This is a genomic window from Pseudomonas sp. EB271-G4-1 (genome assembly GCF_058791355.1).
In genome coordinates this window covers 1-24,649 of record NZ_JBYTEO010000035.1, presented here as the reverse complement: position 1 = coordinate 24,649, position 24,649 = coordinate 1, and the positions used below count along the sequence as shown (strand labels likewise).

Annotated in this window: 20 protein-coding genes; 17 read left to right on the top strand and 3 right to left on the bottom strand. The window is 59.2% G+C overall.

The features are described from left to right. Positions 1-94: 94 nt before the first annotated feature. The 3 genes from dapC to map form a co-directional block, all read right to left on the bottom strand. A complete protein-coding gene (gene dapC, locus AC3WWR_RS18250; RefSeq protein WP_020799868.1) occupies positions 95-1,297 on the bottom strand; it encodes a succinyldiaminopimelate transaminase in 1,203 nt (400 codons plus the stop codon). A 79-nt stretch (positions 1,298-1,376) separates the two neighbouring features. Further along, complete coding sequence (locus AC3WWR_RS18245; protein WP_020799867.1) at positions 1,377-4,079, bottom strand: [protein-PII] uridylyltransferase; 2,703 nt, start codon at positions 4,077-4,079, stop codon at positions 1,377-1,379. A 40-nt stretch (positions 4,080-4,119) separates the two neighbouring features. Beyond that, a complete protein-coding gene (gene map / locus AC3WWR_RS18240; protein ID WP_020799866.1) occupies positions 4,120-4,902 on the bottom strand; it encodes a type I methionyl aminopeptidase in 783 nt (260 codons plus the stop codon). A gap of 372 nt (positions 4,903-5,274) precedes the next feature. On the opposite strand from map, the gene rpsB reads away from it, so the two are divergent. The 17 genes from rpsB (at position 5,275) to AC3WWR_RS18155 (ending at position 24,561) form a co-directional block, all read left to right on the top strand. After that, on the top strand, positions 5,275-6,012 hold the full coding sequence (gene rpsB / locus AC3WWR_RS18235) for a 30S ribosomal protein S2 (RefSeq protein ID WP_008057307.1): 738 nt from the start codon (positions 5,275-5,277) through the stop codon (positions 6,010-6,012). Between the two features lie 190 nt (positions 6,013-6,202). Next, a complete protein-coding gene (gene tsf / locus AC3WWR_RS18230) occupies positions 6,203-7,066 on the top strand; it encodes a translation elongation factor Ts (RefSeq protein WP_008019553.1) in 864 nt (287 codons plus the stop codon). A gap of 211 nt (positions 7,067-7,277) precedes the next feature. Beyond that, on the top strand, positions 7,278-8,021 hold the full coding sequence (gene pyrH, locus AC3WWR_RS18225; RefSeq protein ID WP_003222124.1) for a UMP kinase: 744 nt from the start codon (positions 7,278-7,280) through the stop codon (positions 8,019-8,021). Then, positions 8,018-8,575, top strand: a complete 558-nt coding sequence (frr, locus tag AC3WWR_RS18220) for a ribosome recycling factor (RefSeq protein ID WP_008057309.1) — start codon at positions 8,018-8,020, stop codon at positions 8,573-8,575. Before pyrH ends, frr begins: the two co-directional genes overlap by 4 nt. Positions 8,576-8,588: 13 nt before the next feature. After that, positions 8,589-9,344, top strand: a complete 756-nt coding sequence (gene uppS, locus AC3WWR_RS18215) for a polyprenyl diphosphate synthase (RefSeq protein ID WP_020799865.1) — start codon at positions 8,589-8,591, stop codon at positions 9,342-9,344. Next, complete coding sequence (locus AC3WWR_RS18210) at positions 9,344-10,150, top strand: phosphatidate cytidylyltransferase (protein ID WP_020799864.1); 807 nt, start codon at positions 9,344-9,346, stop codon at positions 10,148-10,150. Before uppS ends, AC3WWR_RS18210 begins: the two co-directional genes overlap by 1 nt. Then, positions 10,147-11,337, top strand: a complete 1,191-nt coding sequence (gene ispC, locus AC3WWR_RS18205; RefSeq protein WP_492598929.1) for a 1-deoxy-D-xylulose-5-phosphate reductoisomerase — start codon at positions 10,147-10,149, stop codon at positions 11,335-11,337. The genes AC3WWR_RS18210 and ispC overlap by 4 nt, the downstream gene beginning before the upstream one ends. A 35-nt stretch (positions 11,338-11,372) precedes the next feature. Next, positions 11,373-12,725, top strand: coding sequence for an RIP metalloprotease RseP (gene rseP / locus AC3WWR_RS18200; protein ID WP_033041570.1), 1,353 nt, complete (start codon positions 11,373-11,375; stop codon positions 12,723-12,725). Between the two features lie 72 nt (positions 12,726-12,797). Continuing rightward, positions 12,798-15,173, top strand: coding sequence for an outer membrane protein assembly factor BamA (gene bamA / locus AC3WWR_RS18195; protein ID WP_020799861.1), 2,376 nt, complete (start codon positions 12,798-12,800; stop codon positions 15,171-15,173). A gap of 45 nt (positions 15,174-15,218) precedes the next feature. Further along, positions 15,219-15,722: an OmpH/Skp family outer membrane protein gene (locus AC3WWR_RS18190; protein ID WP_008057318.1), complete on the top strand. Its 504-nt coding sequence runs from the start codon at positions 15,219-15,221 to the stop codon at positions 15,720-15,722. A 3-nt stretch (positions 15,723-15,725) separates the two neighbouring features. Continuing rightward, a complete protein-coding gene (lpxD, locus tag AC3WWR_RS18185) occupies positions 15,726-16,781 on the top strand; it encodes a UDP-3-O-(3-hydroxymyristoyl)glucosamine N-acyltransferase (RefSeq protein ID WP_020799860.1) in 1,056 nt (351 codons plus the stop codon). Between the two features lie 108 nt (positions 16,782-16,889). After that, positions 16,890-17,330 (top strand): 3-hydroxyacyl-ACP dehydratase FabZ, encoded by a 441-nt coding sequence (fabZ, locus tag AC3WWR_RS18180; protein WP_007940511.1) that lies wholly within the window; start codon positions 16,890-16,892, stop codon positions 17,328-17,330. Next, complete coding sequence (lpxA, locus tag AC3WWR_RS18175) at positions 17,327-18,103, top strand: acyl-ACP--UDP-N-acetylglucosamine O-acyltransferase (RefSeq protein ID WP_020799859.1); 777 nt, start codon at positions 17,327-17,329, stop codon at positions 18,101-18,103. The genes fabZ and lpxA overlap by 4 nt, the downstream gene beginning before the upstream one ends. A gap of 2 nt (positions 18,104-18,105) precedes the next feature. Beyond that, a complete protein-coding gene (gene lpxB, locus AC3WWR_RS18170) occupies positions 18,106-19,236 on the top strand; it encodes a lipid-A-disaccharide synthase (protein ID WP_020799858.1) in 1,131 nt (376 codons plus the stop codon). A gap of 11 nt (positions 19,237-19,247) precedes the next feature. After that, the gene (gene rnhB / locus AC3WWR_RS18165) at positions 19,248-19,874 is read left to right on the top strand and encodes a ribonuclease HII (RefSeq protein WP_033041566.1); all 627 of its coding nucleotides are present in this window, start codon (positions 19,248-19,250) and stop codon (positions 19,872-19,874) included. 77 nt (positions 19,875-19,951) lie between these two features. Next, entirely contained in the window at positions 19,952-23,473 is a 3,522-nt protein-coding gene (gene dnaE, locus AC3WWR_RS18160; protein WP_020799856.1) for a DNA polymerase III subunit alpha, read from the top strand. Positions 23,474-23,613: 140 nt separating this feature from the next. Further along, on the top strand, positions 23,614-24,561 hold the full coding sequence (locus AC3WWR_RS18155) for an acetyl-CoA carboxylase carboxyltransferase subunit alpha (RefSeq protein ID WP_008057327.1): 948 nt from the start codon (positions 23,614-23,616) through the stop codon (positions 24,559-24,561). Positions 24,562-24,649 lie beyond the last annotated feature (88 nt).

Sequence of the window (24,649 nt, the reverse complement as noted above, 5' to 3'; positions counted from 1 at the left end):
TGTTCAGTTTGTTGCGCGTATAAGTTTAGTTTGTTGGGTGTGAAGTTGTTTAAGTTGGCCTGCACCGCGTTGCACGGTGCAGGGGAACTCATTGTTATTTACTGCGTGCATCAATGAAGTTGCGAATTCGCTCTGCGGCCTCTACACACTCCGCCAGCGGCGCAACCAATGCCATGCGCACGCGCCCGGCACCCGGATTGACGCCATCGACATCCCGCGACAGGTAGGAACCCGGCACGACGGTCACATGCTCCTGCTCGAACAGGTCGCGGCAGAAGGCTGCGTCGTCACCGGCCACATTCGGCCACAGGTAAAAACCGCCGTCCGGGCGTTGCACGTCCATCACCGGGCTGAGGATTTTCAGCACCGCGTCGTACTTCTCGCGATACAGCGCACGGTTGGCGCGCACATGCACTTCGTCGTTCCACGCGGCAACGCTGGCCAGTTGGGTTTGAACCGGCATCGCGCAGCCGTGATAGGTGCGGTAGAGCAGGAAGCCCTTGAGGACGTCAGCGTCACCGGCCACGAAGCCCGAACGCAGGCCTGGCAGGTTGGAGCGCTTGGACAGGCTGTGGAATACCACGCAGCGCTTGAAATCCTTGCGACCCAGTTCCACGCAAGCGCTGAGTAGGCCTGGTGGCGGCGTCTGTTCGTCGAAATACAGCTCGCTGTAGCACTCGTCCGCGGCGATCACGAAGTCGTATTCGTCAGCCAGGGCGATCAGCTTTTTCAAGGTCTCGACCGGGATCAGCGCGCCGGTCGGGTTACCCGGCGAGCACAGGAACAGGATCTGGCAGCGTTGCCAGATGTCCGGCGAAACGGCATCGAAATCCGGGTTGAAGCCATTTTCGTCCAGGCACGGCAGGTAGTGCGGCTTGGCCCCGGCGAGGAACGCGGCGCCTTCATAGATCTGATAAAAGGGGTTCGGACTGACCACCAGCGCGTCGTCACTACGGTTGACCACGGTCTGGGTGAACGCGAACAGCGCTTCACGGGTGCCGTTGACTGGCAGCACGTTGCGCGCCGGGTCGATCCAGCCGCTCGGAACGCCGAAGCGGCGCTCGCACCAGGCGGCGATGGCTTCACGCAGGGCCGGGATGCCGAGGGTGGTCGGGTACACGGCCATCTGATCCAGGTTGCTGGCCAGGGCTTCGGCGACGAAGCTTGGCGAGCGGTGTTTCGGTTCGCCGATCGACAACGCGATAGGGCGTTTGTCCGGGTTTGGCGTGACGCTGCCGAGCAGGGCGCGGAGCTTCTCGAACGGGTAGGGCTGGAGCTGGGTCAGAGCGTTGTTCATCGATGGATCTCGTTCAATGTGAAGACCTGCACTCTGTAGGAGCCAGCAAGCCGGCTCCTACAGAGGGGAGATACTTAATTCAAATGCTGATGCGCGACAGTTTGATATCGGGTTCCTGGTTGACGCTCAACTGTTCGACGATTGCATCCTGCAAGCGACTGCACAACAACGGGTCGGACAACGGTTGGTTGTTCGCGTCGGTGATGAAGAACACGTCTTCCACGCGCTCCCCGAGGGTGGCGATCTTGGCGTTCTGCAGCGACAGGTCGAACTCCAGGAAGATCGTGCCGACCCGTGCCAGCAGGCCAGGGCGATCAGGGGCAGTCAGTTCCAGGACGGTCACCGGGCGCTGGGCGTCGTTGTGGATCGTCACCTGTGGTGCGAAGGCGAAATGCTTGAGCTGGCGCGGCACTCGGCGCTGGATGATGGTCGGGTAATTGTCCGGATTGCGCAGGGCTTCGGTCAGGCCGTCACGGATCTGCTTGACCCGTGCCGGATTATCACCGATCGAGTCGCCATCGGTATCGAGCACAATATAGGTGTCGAGGGTGAACTGGCTGCTGGAGGTGATGACCCGGGCGTCATGGATGTTCAGGTTGAGCTGGTCCATCGCGGCCACGGTTACGGCGAAGAAATCGTGCTGGTCCGGCGCGTAGATGAAGATTTGCGTGCCGCCCTCGAACTCGCGTTGAGTGGTTTCCTTGATCAGTACCAGCGGCCCGCCGTCGGCCGGCTGCTGGAGGATCGCATCGCTGTGCCAGGCGACATCGCCGGCGGTGTGGCGCAGGAAATAGTCGTCCCCCAGTTGCGCCCACAACTGCTCGACATCGTCCGGGTCGGTGCCGCCGCGCACCAGGATGTCCAGGGCGGCGCTCTGGGTCTGGCGGATCTGTTCTTCGCGGTCCACCGGGTTTTCCAGGCCGCGACGTAGGGCGCGCTTGGTTTCGGTGTAGAGCTGGCGCAGCAGGCTGGCCCGCCAGGAGTTCCACAGGGTCGGGTTGGTGGCGTTGATGTCGGCGACCGTCAGCACATACAGGTAATCGAGGCGTGTTTCATCGCCCACTGTCTGGGCGAAATCATGGATCACCTGGGGGTCGGACAAATCCTTGCGCTGGGCCGTGGTCGACATCACCAGATGGTTTTGCACCAGCCAGACGATCAGGCGGCTGTCCCATACCGGCAGCTGATGGCGCTGGCAGAAGGCCTCGGCGTCCACCGCGCCGATGTCCGAGTGATCGCCATGCCGGCCCTTGCCGATGTCGTGGTACAGACCGGCGAGGTAGATCAGTTCAGGCTTGGGCAGCTTGGCCATGAGCTTGCTGGCCAACGGGAATTTTTCCGAAACCTGGGTGTACTGCAACTTACGCAGGTGCTTGATCAGGTTCAGGGTGTGGGCGTCAACCGTATAGATGTGGAACAGGTCGTGCTGCATCTGGCCGACGATGAAACCGAATTCCGGCAGATAACGCCCGAGAATGCCGTAGCGATTCATCCGGCGCAGGTTGCGGTGGATGCCGATCTTGCATTTGAACAGCTCGATGAACAGGCTGGTGTTGCGTATGTCGTTGCGGAAATCGTCGTTGATCAGGTGCCGGTTTTCGCGCAGCAGGCGAATGGTGTCGGCACGCACACCCTTGATTTCCGGTTGCTGGGCCATCAGCACGAAGATTTCGAGCATGGCGAACGGCGTGCGGCGGAACACATTGTCGTTACGCGCCTCGATGTAGCCGTCGTGCAACTGGAATCGTGAGTTGACCGGTTGTGGCGGTGCCGCATCCTCAGGCGCGAGGATGACTTCCTCGAAGTGCTGGATGATCAGGTCGCTGAGCTGGGCAATGCTCATGACCACGCGGAAATACTGTTGCATGAAGTTCTCGACGGCCTGCTTGGCGTCGTCCCCTTCAAATCCCAGCAGCCCGGCAATGGTGCGTTGGTGATCGAACAGCAGGCGGTCTTCGGAGCGTCCGGCGAGCATGTGCAGCGCATAACGCACCTTCCACAGGAACTCCTGGGAGGAGGCCAGCAAGGCGTTTTCGCTTTCGACCAGGAAACCTTCGCCGGCCAGTGCCCGCAGGTTCAGGGTGCCGTACTCGCGACGGGCCACCCAGAGAATCGTCTGGATATCCCGCAGGCCGCCGGGCGAGCCCTTGACGTTGGGTTCCAGGTTGTACTCGGTGTCGTTGTACTTGTGGTGACGGGCTTTCTGCTCGGCGCGCTTGGCCAGGAAGAACTCCTTGCTCGGCCACATGTGTGCGGTGCTGGTGACGTCCAGCATGCGCTGGCGCAGGTGTTCGGGACCGCAGATGGTGCGGCTTTCCATCAGGTTGGTGACAACCGTAAGGTCAGCGCGGGCCTCGACGGCGCACTCGTCAACCGAGCGAACGCTCTGGCCGACTTCCAGGCCAATGTCCCACAGCAGGGTCAGGAAGCGCTCGATGGGTTCGCGGAAAACTTCGTGGTCCGCACTGTCCAGCAGGATCAGCAGGTCGATATCGGAATAAGGATGCAATTCGCCACGACCGTAGCCGCCGACCGCGACCAGCGCGATGTCGGCGTCTTCGCTCCAGCTGAATTGCTCCCAGGCTTTTTGCAGGATGTTATCGACGAACCAGGCACGGTCCTCGATCAAGCGGCGAATCTCCCGGCCACTGCGAAAGCGCCCGTCGAGCACCTCGCGAGCCTGGCGGATCGCCTTCTTGAAGGCCGGGATCGGGCTGGCCTTCAGGGCCAGTTCAGCCTGGAACTGGCCGCGATCGAAGAGTTCTGGATCCACCTGCGGCATCGATTGCTTTCCTTTCTATAGGCTGGATACGGTGACGGGATCAGGCCGAAACGCGAGGGATGGTGTCATCGCTGCGCAGGGTGAAGATCTCGTAGCCGGTTTCGGTTACCAGCAAGGTGTGTTCCCACTGTGCCGACAGCTTGCGGTCCTTGGTGATCGCGGTCCAGCCATCGCCCAGCACCTTGGTGTCGGCGCGGCCCTGGTTGATCATTGGCTCGATGGTGAAGGTCATGCCAGCCTTCAGTTCCATGCCGGTACCGGCACGGCCGTAGTGCAGGATCTGCGGCTCTTCATGGAACACCTTGCCGATGCCGTGGCCGCAGAACTCGCGAACCACCGAAAAGCCGTTCTTCTCGGCGTGCTTCTGGATGATTTCACCGATGTCGCCCAGGCGGCACCCTGGCTTGACGATTTCGATCGCCTTGTACATGCATTCCTGGGTCACTTGCGACAGGCGTTCAGCCCAGACCGGCACGTTGCCGACGTGGAACATACGGCTGGTGTCGCCGTGGTAGCCGTCCTTGATGACCGTGACGTCGATGTTCAAGGTGTCGCCATCCTTGAGCGGCTTGTCGTTCGGGATGCCGTGGCAGACCACATGGTTGATCGAGGTGCAGATCGACTTCGGATAGCCCTTGTAGTTCAGCGGGGCAGGGATGGCCTTCTGCTCGTTGACGATATAGTCGTGACAGATCTGGTTCAGTTGATCGGTGGTGACGCCCGGTTTGACATATTCGGCAATCATTTCCAGCACGTCGGCGGCCAGTTTGCCGGCGACACGCATGCCAGCGATGTCCTCTGGGGTTTTGAGGGTGACGGTCATACAGGCTCTCTCTACGCTCGATGGCGCTTTCCAGACGAAAAGGGCATTGCGCGATCGATCTTCGCAGCCCTGAAAAACGCGATTCTAACAGACGATCAACGCAAATCCGCGGCTCTGTAGATCGCTTCTCTCTATAGAATGGTGCATTCTGGGCCGATTCCAAGGGATGGTGTTGTGCATTCGCCTCGATTTCAGAATCCGGGTTCCGTTTTTTCCTGCCTTGTGATATAAAATGCGCCGCTTTCCGGGGATGCCCCGAAAAGCTTAAATCCACACACGTGTCGACACGATGACCTGGGTGCCGCAAGCGAAATGCTGGTGGTTGGTCATTGGGATACGTGGAGGCCAAACCCGACTTATTAAGGAACTATCATGTCCCAAGTCAACATGCGCGATATGCTGAAGGCCGGTGTGCACTTCGGTCACCAGACCCGTTACTGGAACCCGAAAATGGGTAAATACATTTTCGGCGCGCGTAACAAGATTCACATTATCAACCTTGAAAAAACCCTGCCAATGTTCAACGAAGCTCTGACTTTCGTAGAGCGCCTGGCCCAGGGCAAAAACAAGATTCTGTTCGTCGGCACCAAGCGTTCCGCTGGCAAGATCGTTGCTGAAGAAGCAGCACGTTGCGGTTCGCCGTACGTCGATCACCGCTGGTTGGGCGGCATGCTGACCAACTTCAAGACCATCCGTGCTTCCATCAAGCGTCTGCGTGACCTTGAAGTACAAGCCGAAGACGGTACTTTCGCCAAGCTGACCAAGAAAGAAGCGCTGATGCGCTCCCGTGACCTGGAAAAGCTGGATCGTTCCCTGGGTGGTATCAAGGACATGGGCGGTCTGCCAGACGCTCTGTTCGTTATCGACGTTGATCACGAGCGCATCGCGATCACCGAAGCCAACAAGCTGGGCATCCCGGTTATCGGCGTAGTCGATACCAACAGCAGCCCGGAAGGCGTTGACTACATCATCCCAGGCAACGATGACGCAATCCGCGCTATCCAGCTGTACATGGGTTCGATGGCTGACGCTGTTATCCGTGGTCGCAACAACGTTGCTGGCGGCACCGAAGTTTTCGTTGAAGAAGCTCCGGCAGCTGCAGCTGAGTAATTGACGCCCTGGCGTTGACTCAGTAAGCAAAAAGGGGGCTTGGCCCCCTTTTTGCCACCTCGAAAACCGTTTGTCGGCGCCCACTGCTCTATCTGTAACGTGCGGCAGCTAACAAGGGTGGTTCGGGAAGAATTGAACGCCCGTTCGATCGGGTGGAATGGTTGATAACCTATCCAAGAGGAATTTTGAAATGGCAGAGATTACTGCAGCGTTGGTCAAAGAACTGCGCGAGCGTACCGGCGAAGGCATGATGGATTGCAAAAAGGCCTTGACCAAGGCCGGCGGCGACATCGAGAAAGCCATTGATGACATGCGTGCTTCGGGCGCCATCAAGGCTGCCAAGAAAGCGGGCAACGTTGCCGCTGAAGGCGCAATCGCCATCAAGGCCGACGACAAGTCCGCCGTACTGCTGGAAGTGAACTCGCAGACCGACTTCCTGGCCCTGCAAGACGACTTCAAGAACTTCGTTGCTGCCAGCGTAGAAAAAGCCTTCGCTGAAAAACTGACCGACGCAGCTCCGCTGATCGCCGCTCAGGAATCGGCTCGTGAAGCCCTGGTGGCGAAAGTTGGCGAAAACGTCAACATCCGTCGCCTGGTTCGCGTTGAAGGTGACGTGGTGGGTACTTACCTGCACGGTAACAAGATCGGTGTTGCTGTTGTTCTCAAGGGCGGCGATGTTCAGCTGGCCAAAGAGATCGCCATGCACGTGGCGGCAAGCAACCCTGAATTCCTGCTGCCATCGCAGGTTTCTGCCGAAGCCATCGAGCGCGAGAAAGCTGTATTCCTGCAGCTGAACGAAGACAAGATGAAAGGCAAGCCTGCTGAAATCGTCGAGAAGATGATTGCTGGCCGTATCACCAAGTTCCTGGCTGAAGCCAGCCTGGTTGAGCAAGCTTTCGTAATGAACCCAGAGCTCACCGTGGGTGCCCTGGCCAAGAAAGCTGGCGCTGAAATCGTTTCCTTCACCTACTTCAAAGTCGGCGAAGGCATCGAGAAGCCAGTGGACAACTTCGCTGAAGAAGTTGCCGCACAGCTGGCTGCCGCCAAGCAATAAGACAGTTTTTTTAACTGTCGCCCTGAAGAGGCTGCCCGCTCACGCGCGCAGCCTCTTTTCAGATGGGTAACCAATTTTTATTGGTTTCCGTTTGGAACTGGCTTACAAAGCCATGTTCCGATGGCGCTGAAGCAGCGCCACGCTAGAGTGAACGCCAGCTGAAAACAGCTCGCAAAGAATTTTTTAAAATACGCCGCAGGAGAGATTCGCAATGGCTCAGCAGGGCAGTGGTTATCAGGCTCGCTATAAACGCATTCTACTCAAGCTTAGCGGCGAGGCCCTGATGGGCTCGGAAGAGTTCGGGATCGATCCGAAAGTTCTGGATCGCATGGCGCTGGAAGTCGGCCAGTTGGTTGGCATCGGTGTCCAGGTCGGCCTGGTGATCGGCGGCGGTAACCTGTTCCGCGGCGAAGCGTTGAGCAAGGCGGGCATGGACCGGGTCACGGGCGACCACATGGGCATGCTGGCCACTGTGATGAACGCCTTGGCCATGCGCGATGCGCTGGAACGTGCCAATATCTCGGCCATCGTGATGTCGGCCATCTCCATGGTTGGCGTGACCGATCACTACGATCGCCGCAAGGCCATGCGCCACTTGAATTCCAAGGATGTGGTGATTTTCGCGGCCGGCACCGGCAACCCGTTCTTCACCACGGATTCGGCTGCCTGCCTGCGTGCAATTGAAATCGACGCCGATGTCGTGCTCAAGGCAACCAAGGTCGATGGCGTCTACACCGCTGACCCATTCAAAGACCCGCATGCCGAGAAGTTCGATCATCTGACCTACGATGAAGTACTGGATCGCAAGCTGGGCGTGATGGATCTGACGGCCATTTGCCTGTGCCGCGACCACAAGATGCCGTTGCGCGTATTTAACATGAACAAGCCCGGCGCCCTGCTGAATATCGTGCATGGTGGCGCTGAAGGGACCCTGATCGAGGAAGGCCAACAATGATCAACGAAATCAAGAAAGACGCTCAAGAGCGCATGCAGAAGTCCGTGGAGTCGCTGGCGCACAACTTTGGTCGTATTCGTACCGGCCAGGCGCACCCAAGCATCCTGGAAGGTGTGATGGTTCCGTATTACGGTGCCGATACCCCGATCAAGCAAGTGGCGAACATCACCGTCAAGGATGCGCGTACCCTGCAAGTGGTTGCCTTTGAGCGCAACATGCTGGGCGCCGTCGACAAGGCCATCGGCAGTGCCGGCCTGAACCTCAACCCGACCAATCTGGGTGAGTTGCTGCTGATCTCCATGCCGGCCCTGACCGAGGAGACCCGCAAGGGCTTCACCAAGCAGGCGCGTGACGTGGCTGAGGATGCCCGGGTTGCCGTGCGCAACATCCGTCGCGATGCCAACAGCCAGCTCAAGGATCTGGTCAAGGAAAAGGAAATCAGCGAAGACGAAGAGCGTCGCGCAACCGGCGAAATCGATGATCTGACCAAGAAGTACGTGGCTCAAATCGACGCGAACCTGGCGCAGAAAGAAAAAGACCTGATGGCCGTATAAGGGTCGCGTTTTCATGGAAAAGACCAAGCAGGTTGCACCGTCCACGGTGCCGCGCCATGTCGCGATCATCATGGATGGTAATAATCGCTGGGCGAAAAAACGCTTTATGCCGGGTGTTGCCGGGCATAAAGCGGGTGTGGATGCGGTGCGCGCGGTCATCGAGGTGTGCGCCGAGGCGGGGGTCGAGGTGTTGACCTTGTTCGCCTTCTCCAGTGAGAACTGGCAGCGTCCCGCCGATGAAGTCAGTGCCTTGATGGATTTGTTCTTCAAGGCATTGCGTCGAGAGGCCAAGCGCCTCAACGACAACAACATCAGCTTGCGCATCATTGGCGACCGTTCACGCTTCCATCCGGAACTCCAGGCTGCCATGCGTGAAGCCGAAGCCATGACGGCCGGCGCCAATCGCTTCGTCCTGCAGATCGCCGCCAATTACGGCGGTCAGTGGGATATCGCGCAAGCCGCGCAGCGCCTGGCGCGTGAAGTCCAGGCCGGGCACCTGCGGCCGGAAGACATCACGCCGCAGCTGCTGCAAACCTGTCTGGCCACAGGCGACCTGCCATTGCCGGACTTGTGCATCCGTACCGGTGGCGAACATCGCATCAGTAACTTCCTGCTGTGGCAACTGGCCTACGCCGAGTTGTACTTCTCCGACCTGTTCTGGCCGGACTTCAAACACGACGCCATGCGCAATGCGCTGGCCGATTTCGCATCTCGCCAGCGCCGCTTCGGTAAAACGAGCGAGCAGGTCGAGGCTGGAGCCCGGGTTTAATGCTTAAACAACGTATCATCACCGCGCTGATCCTGCTGCCGATTGCCCTGTGTGGGTTTTTTCTGCTGGAAGGTTCCGCTTTTGCGCTGTTCATCGGCCTGGTCGTGACCCTGGGTGCCTGGGAATGGGCGCGCCTGGCCGGTTTCACTGCTCAAGCGTTTCGTGCCGGCTATGCCGCCGCCGTCGCATTGATGCTGTTCGTCATGTACATCCTGCCTGGCCTCGCGCCATGGGTGTTGGGTGCTTCGGTGCTCTGGTGGGCGGTGGCGACCTATCTGGTGCTGACCTACCCGCGTTCCAGCGAGCATTGGGCGAGCGCTGCCTGCAAGCTGGTGATCGGCCTGTTGATCCTGTTGCCGGCCTGGCAAGGCCTGGTGCACATCAAGCAGTACCCGTTGGGCAACTGGCTGATCATGGCGGTGATGGTGCTGGTCTGGGGTGCCGATATCGGTGCTTACTTCTCGGGACGTGCTTTCGGCAAGCGCAAGCTGGCGCCGCAGGTCAGCCCGGGTAAAAGCTGGGAAGGTGTATACGGTGGCCTGGCCCTGAGCCTGGTGATCACCACCCTGGTTGCCCTGGTGCGTGACTGGACAGTGGCGCAATTGTTCAAGGGCTTGATCGGCGCTGCGCTGATCGTGTTCGTCTCGGTGGTGGGTGATCTCACCGAAAGCATGTTCAAGCGCCAGTCCGGGATCAAGGACAGCAGTAATCTGTTGCCGGGGCACGGCGGCGTGCTGGACCGCATCGACAGCCTGACCGCGGCGATCCCGGTGTTCGCAGTGCTGTTGTGGATGGCTGCGCCGTGAGCCGTCCTCAACAGATTACCGTCCTGGGGGCCACGGGCTCGATCGGTTTGAGCACCCTGGATGTCATCGCCCGCCACCCTGGGCGCTATCAAGTCTTCGCCTTGAGCGGTTTCAGCCGCCTGAGCGAACTGCTGGCGCTGTGCGTGCGTCACGCCCCACAGTTTGCCGTAGTGCCTGAAACCGCAGCTGCCCGCCGTTTGCAGGATGATCTGCGCGCCGCGGGCCTGTCGACTCGGGTTCTGGTGGGGGAGGAGGGGTTGTGTCAGGTTGCTGCCGCCCCTGAAGTCGATGCGGTCATGGCGGCCATCGTCGGCGCGGCGGGCTTGCGCCCGACCCTGGCGGCCGTTGAGGCTGGCAAGAAGATCCTCCTGGCCAACAAGGAAGCGCTGGTCATGTCCGGCGCGTTGTTCATGCAGGCCGTACGCAAGAGTGGATCGGTATTGCTGCCGATCGACAGTGAGCACAACGCGATTTTCCAGTGCATGCCCCGGGATTCAGCCCGAGGCCTGGACGCGGTCGGCGTGCGTCGCATTCTCCTGACCGCTTCTGGCGGTCCGTTCCGGCAGACGCCCATGGCCGAGCTGGCGCATGTTTCGCCGGAGCAGGCCTGTGCCCACCCTAATTGGTCCATGGGGCGCAAGATCTCGGTCGATTCGGCCAGCATGATGAATAAAGGGCTTGAATTGATCGAGGCCTGCTGGCTGTTCGATGCCAAGCCGTCCCAGGTTGAAGTGGTGATTCACCCCCAAAGTGTGATTCATTCGCTGGTCGACTACATCGATGGCTCGGTACTGGCCCAGTTGGGTAATCCGGACATGCGAACCCCGATCGCCAATGCGCTGGCATGGCCTGAGCGAATTGACTCAGGCGTGCCGCCGTTGGACCTGTTTGCCGTCGCGCGCCTGGACTTCCGGGCGCCTGATGAAGATCGATTCCCGTGCCTGCGCCTGGCTCGGCAGGCAGCCGAGGCGGGCAACAGCGCTCCGGCGATGTTGAATGCGGCAAATGAAGTCGCCGTCGCGGCCTTTCTCGACGGACGGGTTCGTTACCTGGAAATCGCGAGTATCATCGAGGAAGTACTCAATCTCGAGCCGGTGGTTGTAGTGAATGATCTTGATGCGGTGTTCACGGCGGACGCCAAGGCGCGTGTGCTGGCCGAACAATGGTTGAGTCGTCACGGGCGGTAAGATTGCAGGCCTGGATAGGAATGCGGAGAAAATAAATGAGCGCGCTCTATATGATTGTCGGCACCCTGGTAGCTTTGGGCGTGCTGGTCACCTTCCACGAGTTCGGCCATTTCTGGGTCGCGCGACGCTGTGGGGTCAAGGTGCTGCGTTTCTCCGTAGGCTTCGGCATGCCGCTGCTGCGCTGGCACGACAAGCAGGGCACTGAATTCGTGGTGGCTGCCATTCCACTGGGCGGCTACGTGAAAATGCTCGACGAGCGTGAAGGTGAAGTGCCGGCCGATCAGCTCGATCAATCCTTCAACCGTAAATCGGTGCGCCAGCGCATTGCGATCGTGGCGGCAGGGCCGATTGCCAACTTTTTGTTGGCGATGGTGTTTTTCTGGGCGTTGGCGATGCTCGGTACCGAGCAGGTTCGCCCGGTCATCGGTGCTGTCGAATCCGGCAGCCTTGCTGCCAAGGCGGGCCTGGGCGCCGGCCAGGAAATCATTGCCATCGACGGCGAGCCGACTTCAGGTTGGGCTGCAGTCAATCTGCAATTGGTCCGTCGCCTGGGTGAAAGCGGCTCCCTGCAACTGCTGGTTCGTGAGCAGGGATCCACCGTGGATTCGCCTCGTGAGCTGGTGTTGGACAAGTGGCTCAAGGGTGCTGATGAGCCGGACCCGATTCGTTCACTGGGTATTCGTCCATGGCGCCCGGCATTGCCGCCGGTATTGGCTGAGCTGGATTCCAAAGGCCCGGCCAAGGCTGCTGGCCTGAAGACCGGCGACCGACTGTTGGCAGTAGATGGCAAGGCGGTAGATGACTGGCAACAGGTCGTCGATACGGTCCGTATGCATCCTGATACCAAAATCATGCTGCGGGTCGAGCGTGACGGTGCTCAAATCGACATCCCCGTGATGTTGGCTGCCCGTGGCGAAAGCAAGGCGCCCACCGGTTACCTTGGGGCGGGGGTGAAAGCGGTCGATTGGCCACCAGAGATGATTCGCGAAGTCAGTTACGGGCCGTTGGCAGCCGTGGGGGAGGGGGCTCGACGCACTTGGACGATGAGCCTGCTGACCCTCGATTCGCTGAAGAAAATGTTGTTCGGCGAGCTCTCGGTAAAAAACTTGAGTGGACCGATAACCATTGCTAAAGTGGCGGGCGCTTCGGCCCAGTCGGGCGTCGCTGATTTCCTGAATTTCCTTGCTTATCTGAGTATTAGCCTGGGGGTTCTGAATCTGCTGCCCATTCCTGTGCTGGATGGGGGGCATTTGTTGTTTTATCTGATTGAGTGGGCGCGTGGTCGTCCCTTGTCGGATCGGGTGCAAGGTTGGGGGATACAGATTGGCATCAGTTTGGTAATCGGAGTGATGTTGCTCGCTCTGGTTAATGATCTGGGTCGTCTGTAACGTCGCTGAATTGCGAATCTGCCGCATTTTGCGGCAGTTTGTTTATTGCCAGTTGGAATAAGAAAGGACTTCATGAAACGTCTGCTGCTAACTGCGGTTCTCACCGTATTGATGATCGCCGAAGTTCACGCCGAGTCCTTCACTATCTCTGATATTCGCGTCAATGGCCTCCAGCGGGTCTCCGCGGGTAGCGTCTTTGGTGCTTTGCCGTTGAACGTCGGTGAACAGGCGGATGATCGACGCCTGGTGGAATCCACTCGTGCGCTGTTCAAAACCGGGTTCTTTCAAGATATCCAACTGGGCCGCGATGGCAACGTCCTGGTCATCACGGTAGTCGAACGTCCGTCGGTTGCCAGTATCGAGATCGAGGGCAACAAGGCGATCTCCACCGAAGACCTGATGAAAGGCCTCAAGCAATCCGGTCTGGCCGAAGGCGAGATCTTCCAGCGCGCCACCCTCGAAGGCGTACGTAACGAACTGCAGCGCCAGTACGTCGCCCAGGGTCGCTACTCCGCTACCGTCGACACCGAAGTGGTGCCGCAGCCGCGCAACCGCGTTGGTTTGAAGGTCAACATCAACGAAGGCACCGTTGCAGCTATCCAGCACATCAACGTGGTAGGCAACACGGTCTTCCCTGATGAAGACCTGATCGACCTGTTCGAACTCAAGACCACCAACTGGCTGTCGTTCTTCAAGAACGATGACAAGTACGCCCGTGAAAAACTCTCCGGTGACCTGGAGCGCCTGCGTTCCTACTACCTGGACCGTGGCTACATCAACATGGATATCGCTTCGACCCAGGTGTCCATTACCCCGGACAAGAAGCACGTCTACATCACCGTCAACATCAACGAAGGTGACAAGTACACCGTTCGTGACGTGAAACTCAGCGGTGACCTGAAAGTCCCTGAAGACCAGGTCAAGTCCCTGTTGCTGGTGCAGAAAGGCCAGGTGTTCTCGCGCAAGCTGATGACCACCACGTCCGAGCTGATCACCCGTCGCCTGGGTAACGAGGGCTACACCTTCGCCAACGTCAACGGGGTTCCTCAGCCCCACGATGACGACCACACCGTAGACATCACCTTCGCTGTCGATCCAGGCAAGCGTGCCTACGTGAACCGCATCAACTTCCGTGGCAACACCAAGTCGGAAGACGAAGTACTGCGCCGTGAAATGCGCCAGATGGAAGGTGGCTGGGCGTCGACTTACCTGATCGACCAATCCAAGACTCGTCTGGAGCGCCTGGGCTTCTTCAAGGAAGTCAACGTTGAAACCCCGGCCGTACCGGGTGTCGATGACCAGGTAGACGTCAACTACAGCGTTGAAGAGCAGGCATCCGGTTCGATCACCGCCAGCGTCGGTTTCGCCCAGAGCGCGGGCCTGATCCTCGGTGGTTCGATCACCCAGAACAACTTCCTGGGTACCGGTAACAAGGTCAGCATCGGCCTGACCCGCAGTGAATACCAGAGTCGCTACAACTTCGGTTATGTCGACCCCTACTGGACTGCCGACGGCGTGAGCCTAGGTTACAACGCTTTCTATCGTACAACTGACTACGATGACCTCGACGTCGACGTTGCCAGCTATGCCGTGGACAGCCTGGGTGCAGGCGTGAGCGTCGGCTACCCGATCAGCGAGACTTCGCGCCTGACCTTCGGCCTGACGGCCCAGCAGGACGAGATCAAGACCGGTGTCTATACCGTTGACGAGATTTTCGACTTCGTTAACAAGGAAGGCGACAAGTACCTGAACTTCAAGGCTTCGGCCGGTTGGTCCGAGTCCACCTTGAACAAGGGTGTACTGGCGACGCGTGGCCATTCCCAGAGCCTCGTGCTGGAAACCACTACGCCGGGCAGCGACCTGTCGTTCTTCAAGCTCGATTACCGTGGCCAACTGTTCCAGCCTTTGAGCGACAACTACACCATGCGCCTGCACACCGAGTTGGGTTATGGCGATGGCTACGGTTCGACCGATGGCTTGCCATTCTATGAAAACTACTATGCTGGTGGTTTCAACTCGGTTCGTGGCTTCAAGGACAGCACCTTGGGTCCTCGCAGTACGCCAAGTACCGGCAAGAACCCTGGCACTGCGTTCGACCCGGACCAGGATCCGCTGCCGTTCGGTGGTAACGTGTTGATCCAGGGTGGTGTGGAAGTTCTGTTCCCGCTGCCGTTCGTCAAGGACCAGCGTTCCCTGCGTACTTCGGTATTCTGGGATGTGGGTAACGTATTCGATTCGTCGTGCTCTGATACCACCAACGCTGATGGCACGAAGTCCAACACCAAGTGCAACGACATCAGTCTGAGCAATATGGCCAGTTCCGTCGGTGTGGGTGTGACCTGGGTCACCGCACTGGGTCCTCTGAGCTTTGCGCTGGCCATGCCAGTCAAGAAACCGGATGACGCTGAAACTCAAGTGTTCCAATTCTCCCTCGGCCAGACGTTCTAAGCGTCTGCCCCAAGATAACGACAATGGATTTTGTAGGAGTGCATCGTGCGTAAGTTGACTCAATTGGTTCTCCTGGCTTCCGTACTGGTTGCAGGCCCGGCATTTGCCGACATGAAAATCGCTGTTCTGAACTATCAGATGGCTCTGCTGGAGTCGGATGCGGCCAAGAAATACGCCGTGGATGCCGAGAAGAAATTCGGCCCTCAGCTGAGCAAGCTCAAGACGCTGGAAAGCAGCGCCAAGGGCATCCAGGATCGCCTGATGGCCGGTGGCGACAAAATGCAGCAAGGCGAGCGTGAGCGTCTGGAGCTTGAGTTCAAGCAAAAGGCGCGTGACTTCCAGTTCCAGTCCAAGGAACTGAACGAAGCCAAAGCCGTTGCCGACCGTGAAATGCTGAAGCAGCTCAAGCCGAAACTGGACAGCGCTGTGGAAGAAGTCATCAAGAAAGGTGCTTTTGACCTGGTCTTCGAGCGTGGTGCAGTGATTGATGTCAAGCCTCAGTACGACATCACGCGCCAGGTCATCGAGCGCATGAATCAGCTGAAGTAATCCATGACCGTGACCATTAAGCTCGGCCAGCTGGCCGAGTTCCTCGGCGCCACGCTACGTGGCGACCCGGAGAAAGCAATTACTGGGCTAGCCACCTTGCAGGAGGCTGGCCCAACTCAGTTGAGCTTTCTCGCAAACCCCCAATACCGCAAATACCTGGCAGGCAGTCAGGCGGCAGCGTTGTTGCTCAAGACCGCTGATGCCGAAGGTTTTGCCGGCGATGTATTGGTGGTGCCTGACCCTTACGCAGCGTACGCGCGTATTTCCCACCTGTTCGACCCAAAGCCCAAGGCGGCGGCCGGAATTCATCCGACGGCGGTGATTGCGGCGGATGCGGTGGTCGATCCGACGGCGAGTATCGGTGCATTTGCGGTCATCGAAAGCGGGGCGCATATTGCTGCCGGTACGAGCGTGGGGGCGCACTGCTTCATCGGTGCCCGTAGCGTTATTGGCGAGGGAGGCTGGCTTGCCCCGCGCGTCACGCTGTATCACGACGTGCGCGTCGGCAAGCGGGTGGTGATTCAGTCAGGTGCAGTGCTTGGTGGTGAAGGCTTTGGCTTTGCCAACGAGAAAGGCATTTGGCAAAAAATCGCCCAGATTGGTGGTGTGCTGGTCGGCGACGACGTGGAAATTGGCGTTAACACCGCCATTGACCGCGGTGCGCTGGCTGATACCGTCATTGGCAACGGCGTGAAGCTCGACAACCAGATTCAGATCGCCCACAACGTCCAGGTAGGTGATCACACCGCCATGGCAGCGTGCGTGGGGATTTCCGGCAGCACCAAGATCGGCAAGCACTGCATGCTCGCCGGTGGCGTAGGGCTGGTGGGGCATATCGATATTTGCGACAACGTTTTCATCACCGGGATGACCATGGTGACCCACTCGATCACCGAGCCGGGTGCCTATTCCTCCGGTACGGCGATGCAGCCAGCCGCCGAATGGCGCAAAAGCGCGGCACGTATTCGTCAGCTCGATGACATCGCGCGACGTCTGCGACAGCTGGAAAAGCAAACAGGGGAAGTGACCCCTGGCGGTAATGCTTCATCAGATGGCTGATACCATTTCCATATCAAGTGTGCACAGCCGCTAGACTGCGTCCTTGATTTGCTAGCGGAGTGTGCGTCAGTCGCGCGCTCCCAATCTTTACATAGGCTTCCCCCCGAAATGATGGACATCAACGAGATTCGCGAATACCTGCCTCACCGTTACCCGTTCCTGCTGGTGGACCGGGTCGTGGATCTGGATGTGGAAGGCAAGCGCATTCGCGCCTACAAGAATGTCAGCATCAACGAACCGTTCTTCAATGGTCACTTCCCCGCGCATCCAATCATGCCGGGCGTTCTGATCATCGAAGCGATGGCTCAGGCTGCCGGGATCCTTGGTTTCAAAATGCTCGACGTGAAACCGGCCGATGGCACCCTTTACTACTTCGTCGGCTCCGACAAGCTGCGCTTCCGCCAGCCTGTATTGCCGGGCGATCAGCTGATCCTCGAGGCCAAGTTCATCAGCTGCAAGCGTCAGATCTGGAAGTTCGAGTGCCAGGCTTCGGTCGATGGCAAGCCGGTCTGCTCCGCTGAAATCATCTGTGCGGAACGCAAACTATGAGTTTGATCGACCCTCGCGCAATCATCGATCCGACAGCCGTCCTGGCTGACGGTGTCGAGGTCGGCCCGTGGTCGATCGTCGGCGCAGGTGTGGAAATCGGCGAGGGAACGGTCATCGGGCCACACGTTATTCTCAAAGGCCCGACCCGAATCGGTAAGCACAACCGTATCTACCAGTTTTCCTCGGTAGGTGAGGACACGCCCGACCTGAAATACAAAGGCGAGGAAACCCGCCTGGTGATCGGTGACCACAACGTCATCCGCGAAGGCGTGACGATTCACCGTGGAACCATCCAGGATCGTTCAGAAACGACTCTGGGCGATCACAACCTGATCATGGCCTATGCGCACATCGGTCACGACAGCGTTATCGGCAACCACTGCATCCTGGTCAACAACACGGCGCTGGCCGGCCACGTACACGTGGATGACTGGGCGATCCTGTCCGGTTTCACCCTGGTTCACCAGTACTGCCACATCGGCGCCCACAGCTTTTCCGGCATGGGGACCGCCATTGGCAAGGACGTCCCGGCCTATGTCACGGTGTTCGGCAACCCGGCTGAAGCCCGTAGCATGAACTTTGAAGGCATGCGCCGTCGCGGTTTCAGCGAGGACGCGATCCACGCCCTGCGTCGTGCCTACAAGGTGGTCTATCGCCAGGGGCTGACGGTTGAGCAAGCGCTCGCCGAACTGGCCGAGTCCTCTGCCCAGTTCCCGGAAGTGGCAGTGTTCCGCGACTCCATACAGTCCTCGACCCGCGGCATCACCCGCTAATCATGGCCAATCTGCGTATTGCGCTGGTGGCGGGCGAGGCTTCCGGCGACATTTTGGGTGCGGGTCTGATGCGTGCGCTCAAGGCGCGCCATCCGGTGGTCGAATTCATCGGTGTCGGCGGCCCATTGATGCAGGCAGAAGGCCTGGTGTCCTATTTTCCCATGGAACGCCTGTCGGTCATGGGCCTTGTCGAAGTGCTGGGTCGGTTGCGTGAATTACTCAAACGCCGAAAAAAGCTGGTAGCCGACCTGATCGCCGCGAAGCCGGATGTCTTCATCGGTATCGACGCCCCGGACTTCAACCTCAATATCGAACTAAAGCTGCGTCAGGCCGGGATCAAGACTGTGCATTACGTCAGCCCGTCCGTCTGGGCGTGGCGCCAGAAGCGCGTGCTGAAGATTCGCGAAGGTTGCGACCTGATGCTCACGCTGTTCCCGTTCGAAGCGAAATTCTACGAAGAGAAAGGCGTGCCCGTGCGGTTTGTCGGGCATACCTTGGCCGATGCCATTCCGCTGGAAGCCGACCGCGCTGCTGCGCGGGCCGAACTGGGATTGCCTGACGGGCCGTTGGTTGCGTTGATGCCCGGTAGTCGTGGCGGCGAAGTCGGCCGTCTCGGCGCCTTGTTTCTCGATACGGCCCAACGCCTGCGGGCCCTGCGCCCCGGAGTGCGGTTTGTCGTGCCTTGCGCGAATCCGCAACGCCGGGCACAGCTTGAAGAGCTGTTGGCCGGTCGCGATTTGCCGCTGACCTTGCTCGACGGCAAGTCCCATCTGGCGCTGGCGGCGTGCAACGCTGTGCTGATTGCCTCCGGTACAGCAACCCTTGAAGCGTTGTTGTACAAGCGACCGATGGTCGTAGCCTATCGCCTGGCACCGCTGACGTTCTGGATTTTAAAGCGCATGGTGAAAAGCCCCTACGTGTCCTTGCCGAACCTGCTGGCCCAACGCCTGTTGGTGCCTGAGTTGTTGCAGGACGATGCGACAGTTGAAGCGCTGGCCCAAACCTTGTCGCCACTGATCGAAGGTGGTGAAGAGCAAACCCGCGGTTTTGATGAAATTCACCGGACCCTTCGTCTGGATGCCTCCAACCAGGCTGCGGATGCAGTGCTGAACCTGATCGACCCGGTAAAATGAGTAAAGAAAGTATGCAGATGGGGCTGGATTTCACCTTGGTCGCGGAGGTTGAAGAATTGGTAGCCGGAGTCGATGAAGTCGGTCGCGGGCCGCTCTGTGGCGCGGTGGTGACGGCGGCGGTGATCCTTGATCCGAATCGTCCGATCCTCGGTCTCAACGACTCGAAGAAACTCACCGAAGCCCGCCGCGAAAAGCTCTTCGACGAAATCTGCGAAAAAGCCCTGAGCTGGTGCATTGCCCGCGCCGAAGTCGAAGAGATCGACGAGCTGAACATCCTTCACGCCACCATGCTGGCCATGCAGCGCGCGGTTGCCGGGCTGCACATCCAGCCGAAACTGGCGATGATCGACGGCAACCGTTGCCCGAAATTACCGATGCGCGCCGAAGCCGTGGTGCAGGGCGATGGCAAGGTACCGGCCATCGCCGCGGCATCGATTCTGGCCAAGGTCAGTCGTGACCGTGAAATGGCGGCTTTCGAGTTGATCTACCCCGGTTACGGCATCGGCGGACACAAAGGCTACCCGACGCCCGTTCATCTGGAAGCGCTGGCTCGTCTGGGCCCGACGCCGATTCACCGACGCTCCTTTGCCCCGGTGCGGCTGGCTTATGAGGCTCGGGAGAGTCTCATCGAGAGTTAGTTGTAAGGCTGATTTTTTTTACCAAGGCCCGGTACAATCCGGGCCTTGTTGTTTTCATGACTTAACGCAGGATCACTATGCCGGCTTCATTCGTTCACCTACGCCTGCACACTGAATACTCCCTGGTCGACGGTCTGGTGCGGATCAAACCGCTGGTCAAGACCCTGGTCGGCATGAACATGCCTGCCGTAGCGGTCACTGACCAGAACAACATGTGTTCCCTGGTCAAATTCTATAAAAACGCCATGGGTGCCGGGATCAAGCCGATCTGCGGCGCTGACCTGTGGCTGTCGAACAAGGACCCGGATAACCCCCTGAGCCGGATCAGCCTGCTGGTGATGAACGCCGCGGGTTATCGCAACCTCACCGAATTGATTTCTCGCGGGTTCATCGAGGGTCAGCGCAATGGCTCGATCATCATTGAGCGCGAATGGGTGGCCGAGGCCAGCGATGGCCTGATCATGCTGTCTGCGGCCAAAGAGGGCGAGATCGGCCAGGCCATGCTCAGTGGTAACCCGCAAGAAGCGGAAAACCTGGCGCGTGAATGGATGGCCGTGTTTCCGGATCGCTTCTATCTGGAAATCCAGCGCACCAACCGCCCCAACGATGAAGAACAACTGCATGGCGCCGTGGCGTTGGCCGAGAAAATCGGCGCACCGCTGGTCGCGACCAACGACGTGCGTTTCCTCAAACAGGAAGATTTCGCCGCCCACGAAACCCGCGTGTGCATCGGCGAGGGCCGTGCCCTCGACGACCCGCGACGATCGAAGAACTACAGCGATCAGCAGTATCTCAAAAGCGCCGAGGAAATGGCCGAGCTGTTCAGCGACATTCCCGAGGCGCTGGAAAACACCGTCGAGATCGCCAAGCGCTGCAACATCGAGGTCAAGCTGGGCACGCACTTCCTGCCCAATTTCCCAATCCCCGATGGCATGACCATCGATGAGTATTTCCGCAAAGTTTCGTTCGATGGCCTGGAAGAGCGGCTCTCCGTCCTGCTGCCCAAGGACACCACCGAAGACTATGAGGCCAAGCGTCAGGTCTACGTCGACCGGTTGAATTTCGAGCTGGATATCATCATCCAGATGGGCTTCCCCGGTTACTTCCTGATCGTGATGGACTTTATCCAGTGGGCCAAGAACAACGGCGTGCCGGTAGGCCCCGGCCGGGGGTCGGGTGCCGGCTCGCTGGTGGCCTACGTGCAGAAGATCACCGACCTCGACCCGCTGGAATATGACCTGCTGTTCGAACGTTTCCTTAACCCGGAACGGGTCTCCATGCCCGACTTCGACGTCGACTTCTGCATGGACGGTCGCGACCGGGTGATCGACTACGTGGCTGAAAAATACGGCCGTAACGCCGTAAGCCAGATCATCACCTTCGGTTCCATGGCGGCGAAAGCGGTGGTCCGTGACGTGGCGCGGGTGCAGGGCAAGTCCTACGGCCTGGCGGATCGCCTGTCGAAGATGATCCCGTTCGAAGTTGGCATGACCCTGGAAAAGGCCTACGAACAGGAAGAGATCCTGCGTGACTTCATCAAGGTCGATGAAGAAGCCGCAGAAATCTGGGAGATGGCCCGCAAACTTGAAGGCGTTGTGCGAAACGTCGGCAAGCACGCCGGTGGCGTGGTGATCGCGCCGACCAAACTGACGGACTTCTCGCCGATCTATTGCGACGAAGCCGGCGATGGCCTGGTAACCCAGTTCGACAAGGACGACGTGGAGGCGGCCGGCCTGGTGAAGTTCGACTTCCTCGGCCTACGAACCCTGACGATCATCGACTGGGCGCTGAAGACCATCAACCGCGACCGCGCCAAGGTCAACGAACCGCCGCTGGACATTGCGTTCATCCCGCTGGACGACAAACCGACCTATCAGCTGCTGCAAAAAGCTGAAACCACCGCGGTGTTCCAGCTTGAATCGCGCGGCATGAAAGAGCTGATCAAAAAGCTCAAGCCCGACTGCCTCGAAGACCTTATCGCATTGGTGGCCCTGTTCCGTCCGGGCCCGCTGCAATCGGGCATGGTGGACGACTTCATCAACCGTAAGCACGGTCGCGCCGAGCTGGCGTACCCGCACTCCGACTATCAGTACGAAGGCCTCAAGCCCGTATTGGCCCCGACCTACGGCATCATCCTGTATCAGGAACAGGTGATGCAGATCGCCCAGGTCATGGCCGGCTACACCCTCGGCGGTGCGGACATGCTGCGTCGGGCGATGGGTAAGAAAAAGCCCGAGGAAATGGCCAAGCAGCGCGGCGGTTTCATTGAAGGTTGTGCCACCAACAACATCGATGCGGACCTTGCCGGTAACATTTTCGACCTGGTAGAAAAATTCGCCGGTTATGGCTTCAACAAATCCCACTCCGCGGCCTATGGCCTGGTGTCATACCAGACCGCGTGGCTGAAAGCGCACTACCCGGCACCGTTCATGGCCGCAGTGCTCTCGGCGGACATGCACAACACCGACAAGGTCGTGACCTTGATCGAAGAAGTGCGCACGATGAAGCTGCGTCTCGACGCACCGGACGTGAACACTTCCGAGTTCAAGTTCACGGTAAACGACGAAGGTCGGATCATCTATGGCCTGGGCGCAATCAAGGGGGTGGGCGAGGGCCCGGTAGAGGCGATCACCGAGGCGCGGCTGGACGGTCCCTTCAAGGACCTGTTCGATTTTTGCGCCCGGGTTGACCTCAAGCGCATCAACAAACGGACCCTCGACGGCTTGATCCGCAGCGGTGCGCTGGATCGCCTGGGGCCGTACTTCCATGACGAAGCCAAAGCCTACCAGGCCAATATCGACCGTAACCGCGCGGTCTTGCTGACCGCGATGGAAGAGGCAATCAAGGCCGCCGAGCAAACTGCCCGGACCCACGACAGCGGCCATGCCGACCTGTTTGGCGGGCTGTTCGTGGAAGAAGACGCTGACGTCTACGCCAATCATCGCAAAGCCAAGGAACTGACCCTCAAGGAACGTCTCAAGGGCGAGAAAGACACCCTGGGCCTGTACCTGACCGGTCACCCGATCGACGAATACGAAGGCGAAATCCGCCGTTTCGCCCGCCAGCGCATCATCGACCTCAAGCCGGCGCGCGATACCCAGACCGTTGCCGGCATGATCATCGCCCTGCGGGTGATGAAGAATAAAAAGGGCGACAAGATGGGCTTCATCACCCTCGACGACCGTTCGGGGCGGATCGAAGCATCGCTGTTTGCCGATGCGTTCCATTCCGCGCAATCGCTGTTGCAGACCGATGCGATGGTGGTGGTCGAAGGCGAAGTCAGCAACGACGACTTCTCCGGCGGCCTGCGGTTACGGGTCAAGCGGGTGATGAGCATGGAAGATGCGCGCACCAACCTGGCCGAAAGCCTGCGCCTGAAGCTGCATGCCAAGGATCTCAAGGGCGATCAGCTACGCTGGCTGGGTGAGCTGTTGAAGCGTCACCGCGGTGCGTGCCCGATTACCATGGACTACACCAGTCCCGATGCGAAAGCCTTGCTGCAGTTCGGCGAAGGCTGGCGAATCGACCCGGCGGATGCGTTGATTCAAGCCCTGCGTGACCAGTTCGGGCGAGACAACGTCTTCCTCCAATACCGTTAAGGTCAGGGTGACATTACGCAACCCTGGGCTTGAGCAGAATTTTTAATCTCGACCTTAGCGCGCCTCTCCCTTATGGTAGGGCGCGAATAGACAACCGGCCGGCCCAAGCTCCCTTGGACGCCGACCCAAGACGGACGCCTATGAACCCGAATTTTCTGGATTTCGAACAGCCGATCGCCGACCTGCAAGCCAAGATCGAAGAGTTGCGCTTGGTCGGTAATGACAATTCGCTGAATATCGGCGATGAGATCTCCCGCCTGCAAGACAAGAGCAGCACGTTGACCGAAGACATCTTCGGCAAGCTGACCAGCTGGCAGATCGCGCGTCTGGCGCGTCACCCGAAGCGTCCATATACCCTGGACTACATCGAACACATCTTCACCGAGTTCGATGAGCTGCACGGCGACCGCCACTTCTCCGACGACGCCGCCATCGTCGGTGGTATTGCCCGTCTGGAGGACCAGCCTGTGATGGTCATCGGCCACCAGAAAGGCCGCGAAGTACGCGAAAAAGTTCGCCGTAACTTCGGCATGCCGCGTCCGGAAGGCTACCGCAAGGCTTGCCGCCTGATGGAAATGGCCGAGCGTTTCAAGATGCCGATCCTGACCTTCATCGACACCCCGGGCGCCTACCCCGGCATCGACGCCGAAGAGCGTAACCAGAGCGAAGCGATTGCCTGGAACCTGCGCGTGATGGCGCGCCTGAAAACCCCAATCATCGCCACCGTGATCGGTGAGGGTGGTTCCGGTGGTGCGCTGGCGATCGGTGTTTGCGATCAGCTGAACATGCTGCAGTACTCGACCTACGCGGTGATCTCGCCGGAAGGTTGCGCATCGATCCTGTGGAAAACCGCCGAGAAAGCCCCGGACGCCGCTGAAGCCATGGGCATCACCGCCGAGCGCCTCAAAGGCCTGGGTATCGTGGATAAAGTGATCGGCGAGCCCCTGGGTGGCGCTCACCGTGACCCGGCGGCTGCGGCTGCATCGATCCGTGCCGAGCTGAGCACGCAACTGGCGATGCTGAAGAAGCTCGACCACAAGGCGCTGTTGGATCGTCGTTACGAGCGTCTGATGAGCTACGGTCTGTAACAGACCTCGCGGTACCCTTGTAGGAGCTGCCGCAGGCTGCGATCTTTTGATCTTGCTTTTTCAAGATCAAAAGATCGCAGCCTGCGGC

Excerpts from the sequence above, each read along its gene's own strand:
- lpxB (WP_020799858.1), top strand. The coding sequence starts at position 18,106 with ATGGCCAATCTGCGTATTGCGCTGGTGGCGGGCGAGGCTTCCGGCGAC.
- AC3WWR_RS18210 (WP_020799864.1), top strand. The coding sequence starts at position 9,344 with ATGCTTAAACAACGTATCATCACCGCGCTGATCCTGCTGCCGATTGCC.
- AC3WWR_RS18245 (WP_020799867.1), bottom strand. The coding sequence starts at position 4,079 with ATGCCGCAGGTGGATCCAGAACTCTTCGATCGCGGCCAGTTCCAGGCT.
- tsf (WP_008019553.1), top strand. The coding sequence starts at position 6,203 with ATGGCAGAGATTACTGCAGCGTTGGTCAAAGAACTGCGCGAGCGTACC.
- uppS (WP_020799865.1), top strand. The coding sequence starts at position 8,589 with ATGGAAAAGACCAAGCAGGTTGCACCGTCCACGGTGCCGCGCCATGTC.
- lpxA (WP_020799859.1), top strand. The coding sequence starts at position 17,327 with ATGAGTTTGATCGACCCTCGCGCAATCATCGATCCGACAGCCGTCCTG.
- map (WP_020799866.1), bottom strand. The coding sequence starts at position 4,902 with ATGACCGTCACCCTCAAAACCCCAGAGGACATCGCTGGCATGCGTGTC.
- dapC (WP_020799868.1), bottom strand. The coding sequence starts at position 1,297 with ATGAACAACGCTCTGACCCAGCTCCAGCCCTACCCGTTCGAGAAGCTC.
- rnhB (WP_033041566.1), top strand. The coding sequence starts at position 19,248 with ATGCAGATGGGGCTGGATTTCACCTTGGTCGCGGAGGTTGAAGAATTG.
- dnaE (WP_020799856.1), top strand. The coding sequence starts at position 19,952 with ATGCCGGCTTCATTCGTTCACCTACGCCTGCACACTGAATACTCCCTG.
- AC3WWR_RS18155 (WP_008057327.1), top strand. The coding sequence starts at position 23,614 with ATGAACCCGAATTTTCTGGATTTCGAACAGCCGATCGCCGACCTGCAA.
- frr (WP_008057309.1), top strand. The coding sequence starts at position 8,018 with ATGATCAACGAAATCAAGAAAGACGCTCAAGAGCGCATGCAGAAGTCC.
- rpsB (WP_008057307.1), top strand. The coding sequence starts at position 5,275 with ATGTCCCAAGTCAACATGCGCGATATGCTGAAGGCCGGTGTGCACTTC.
- lpxD (WP_020799860.1), top strand. The coding sequence starts at position 15,726 with ATGACCGTGACCATTAAGCTCGGCCAGCTGGCCGAGTTCCTCGGCGCC.
- fabZ (WP_007940511.1), top strand. The coding sequence starts at position 16,890 with ATGATGGACATCAACGAGATTCGCGAATACCTGCCTCACCGTTACCCG.
- rseP (WP_033041570.1), top strand. The coding sequence starts at position 11,373 with ATGAGCGCGCTCTATATGATTGTCGGCACCCTGGTAGCTTTGGGCGTG.
- pyrH (WP_003222124.1), top strand. The coding sequence starts at position 7,278 with ATGGCTCAGCAGGGCAGTGGTTATCAGGCTCGCTATAAACGCATTCTA.
- bamA (WP_020799861.1), top strand. The coding sequence starts at position 12,798 with ATGAAACGTCTGCTGCTAACTGCGGTTCTCACCGTATTGATGATCGCC.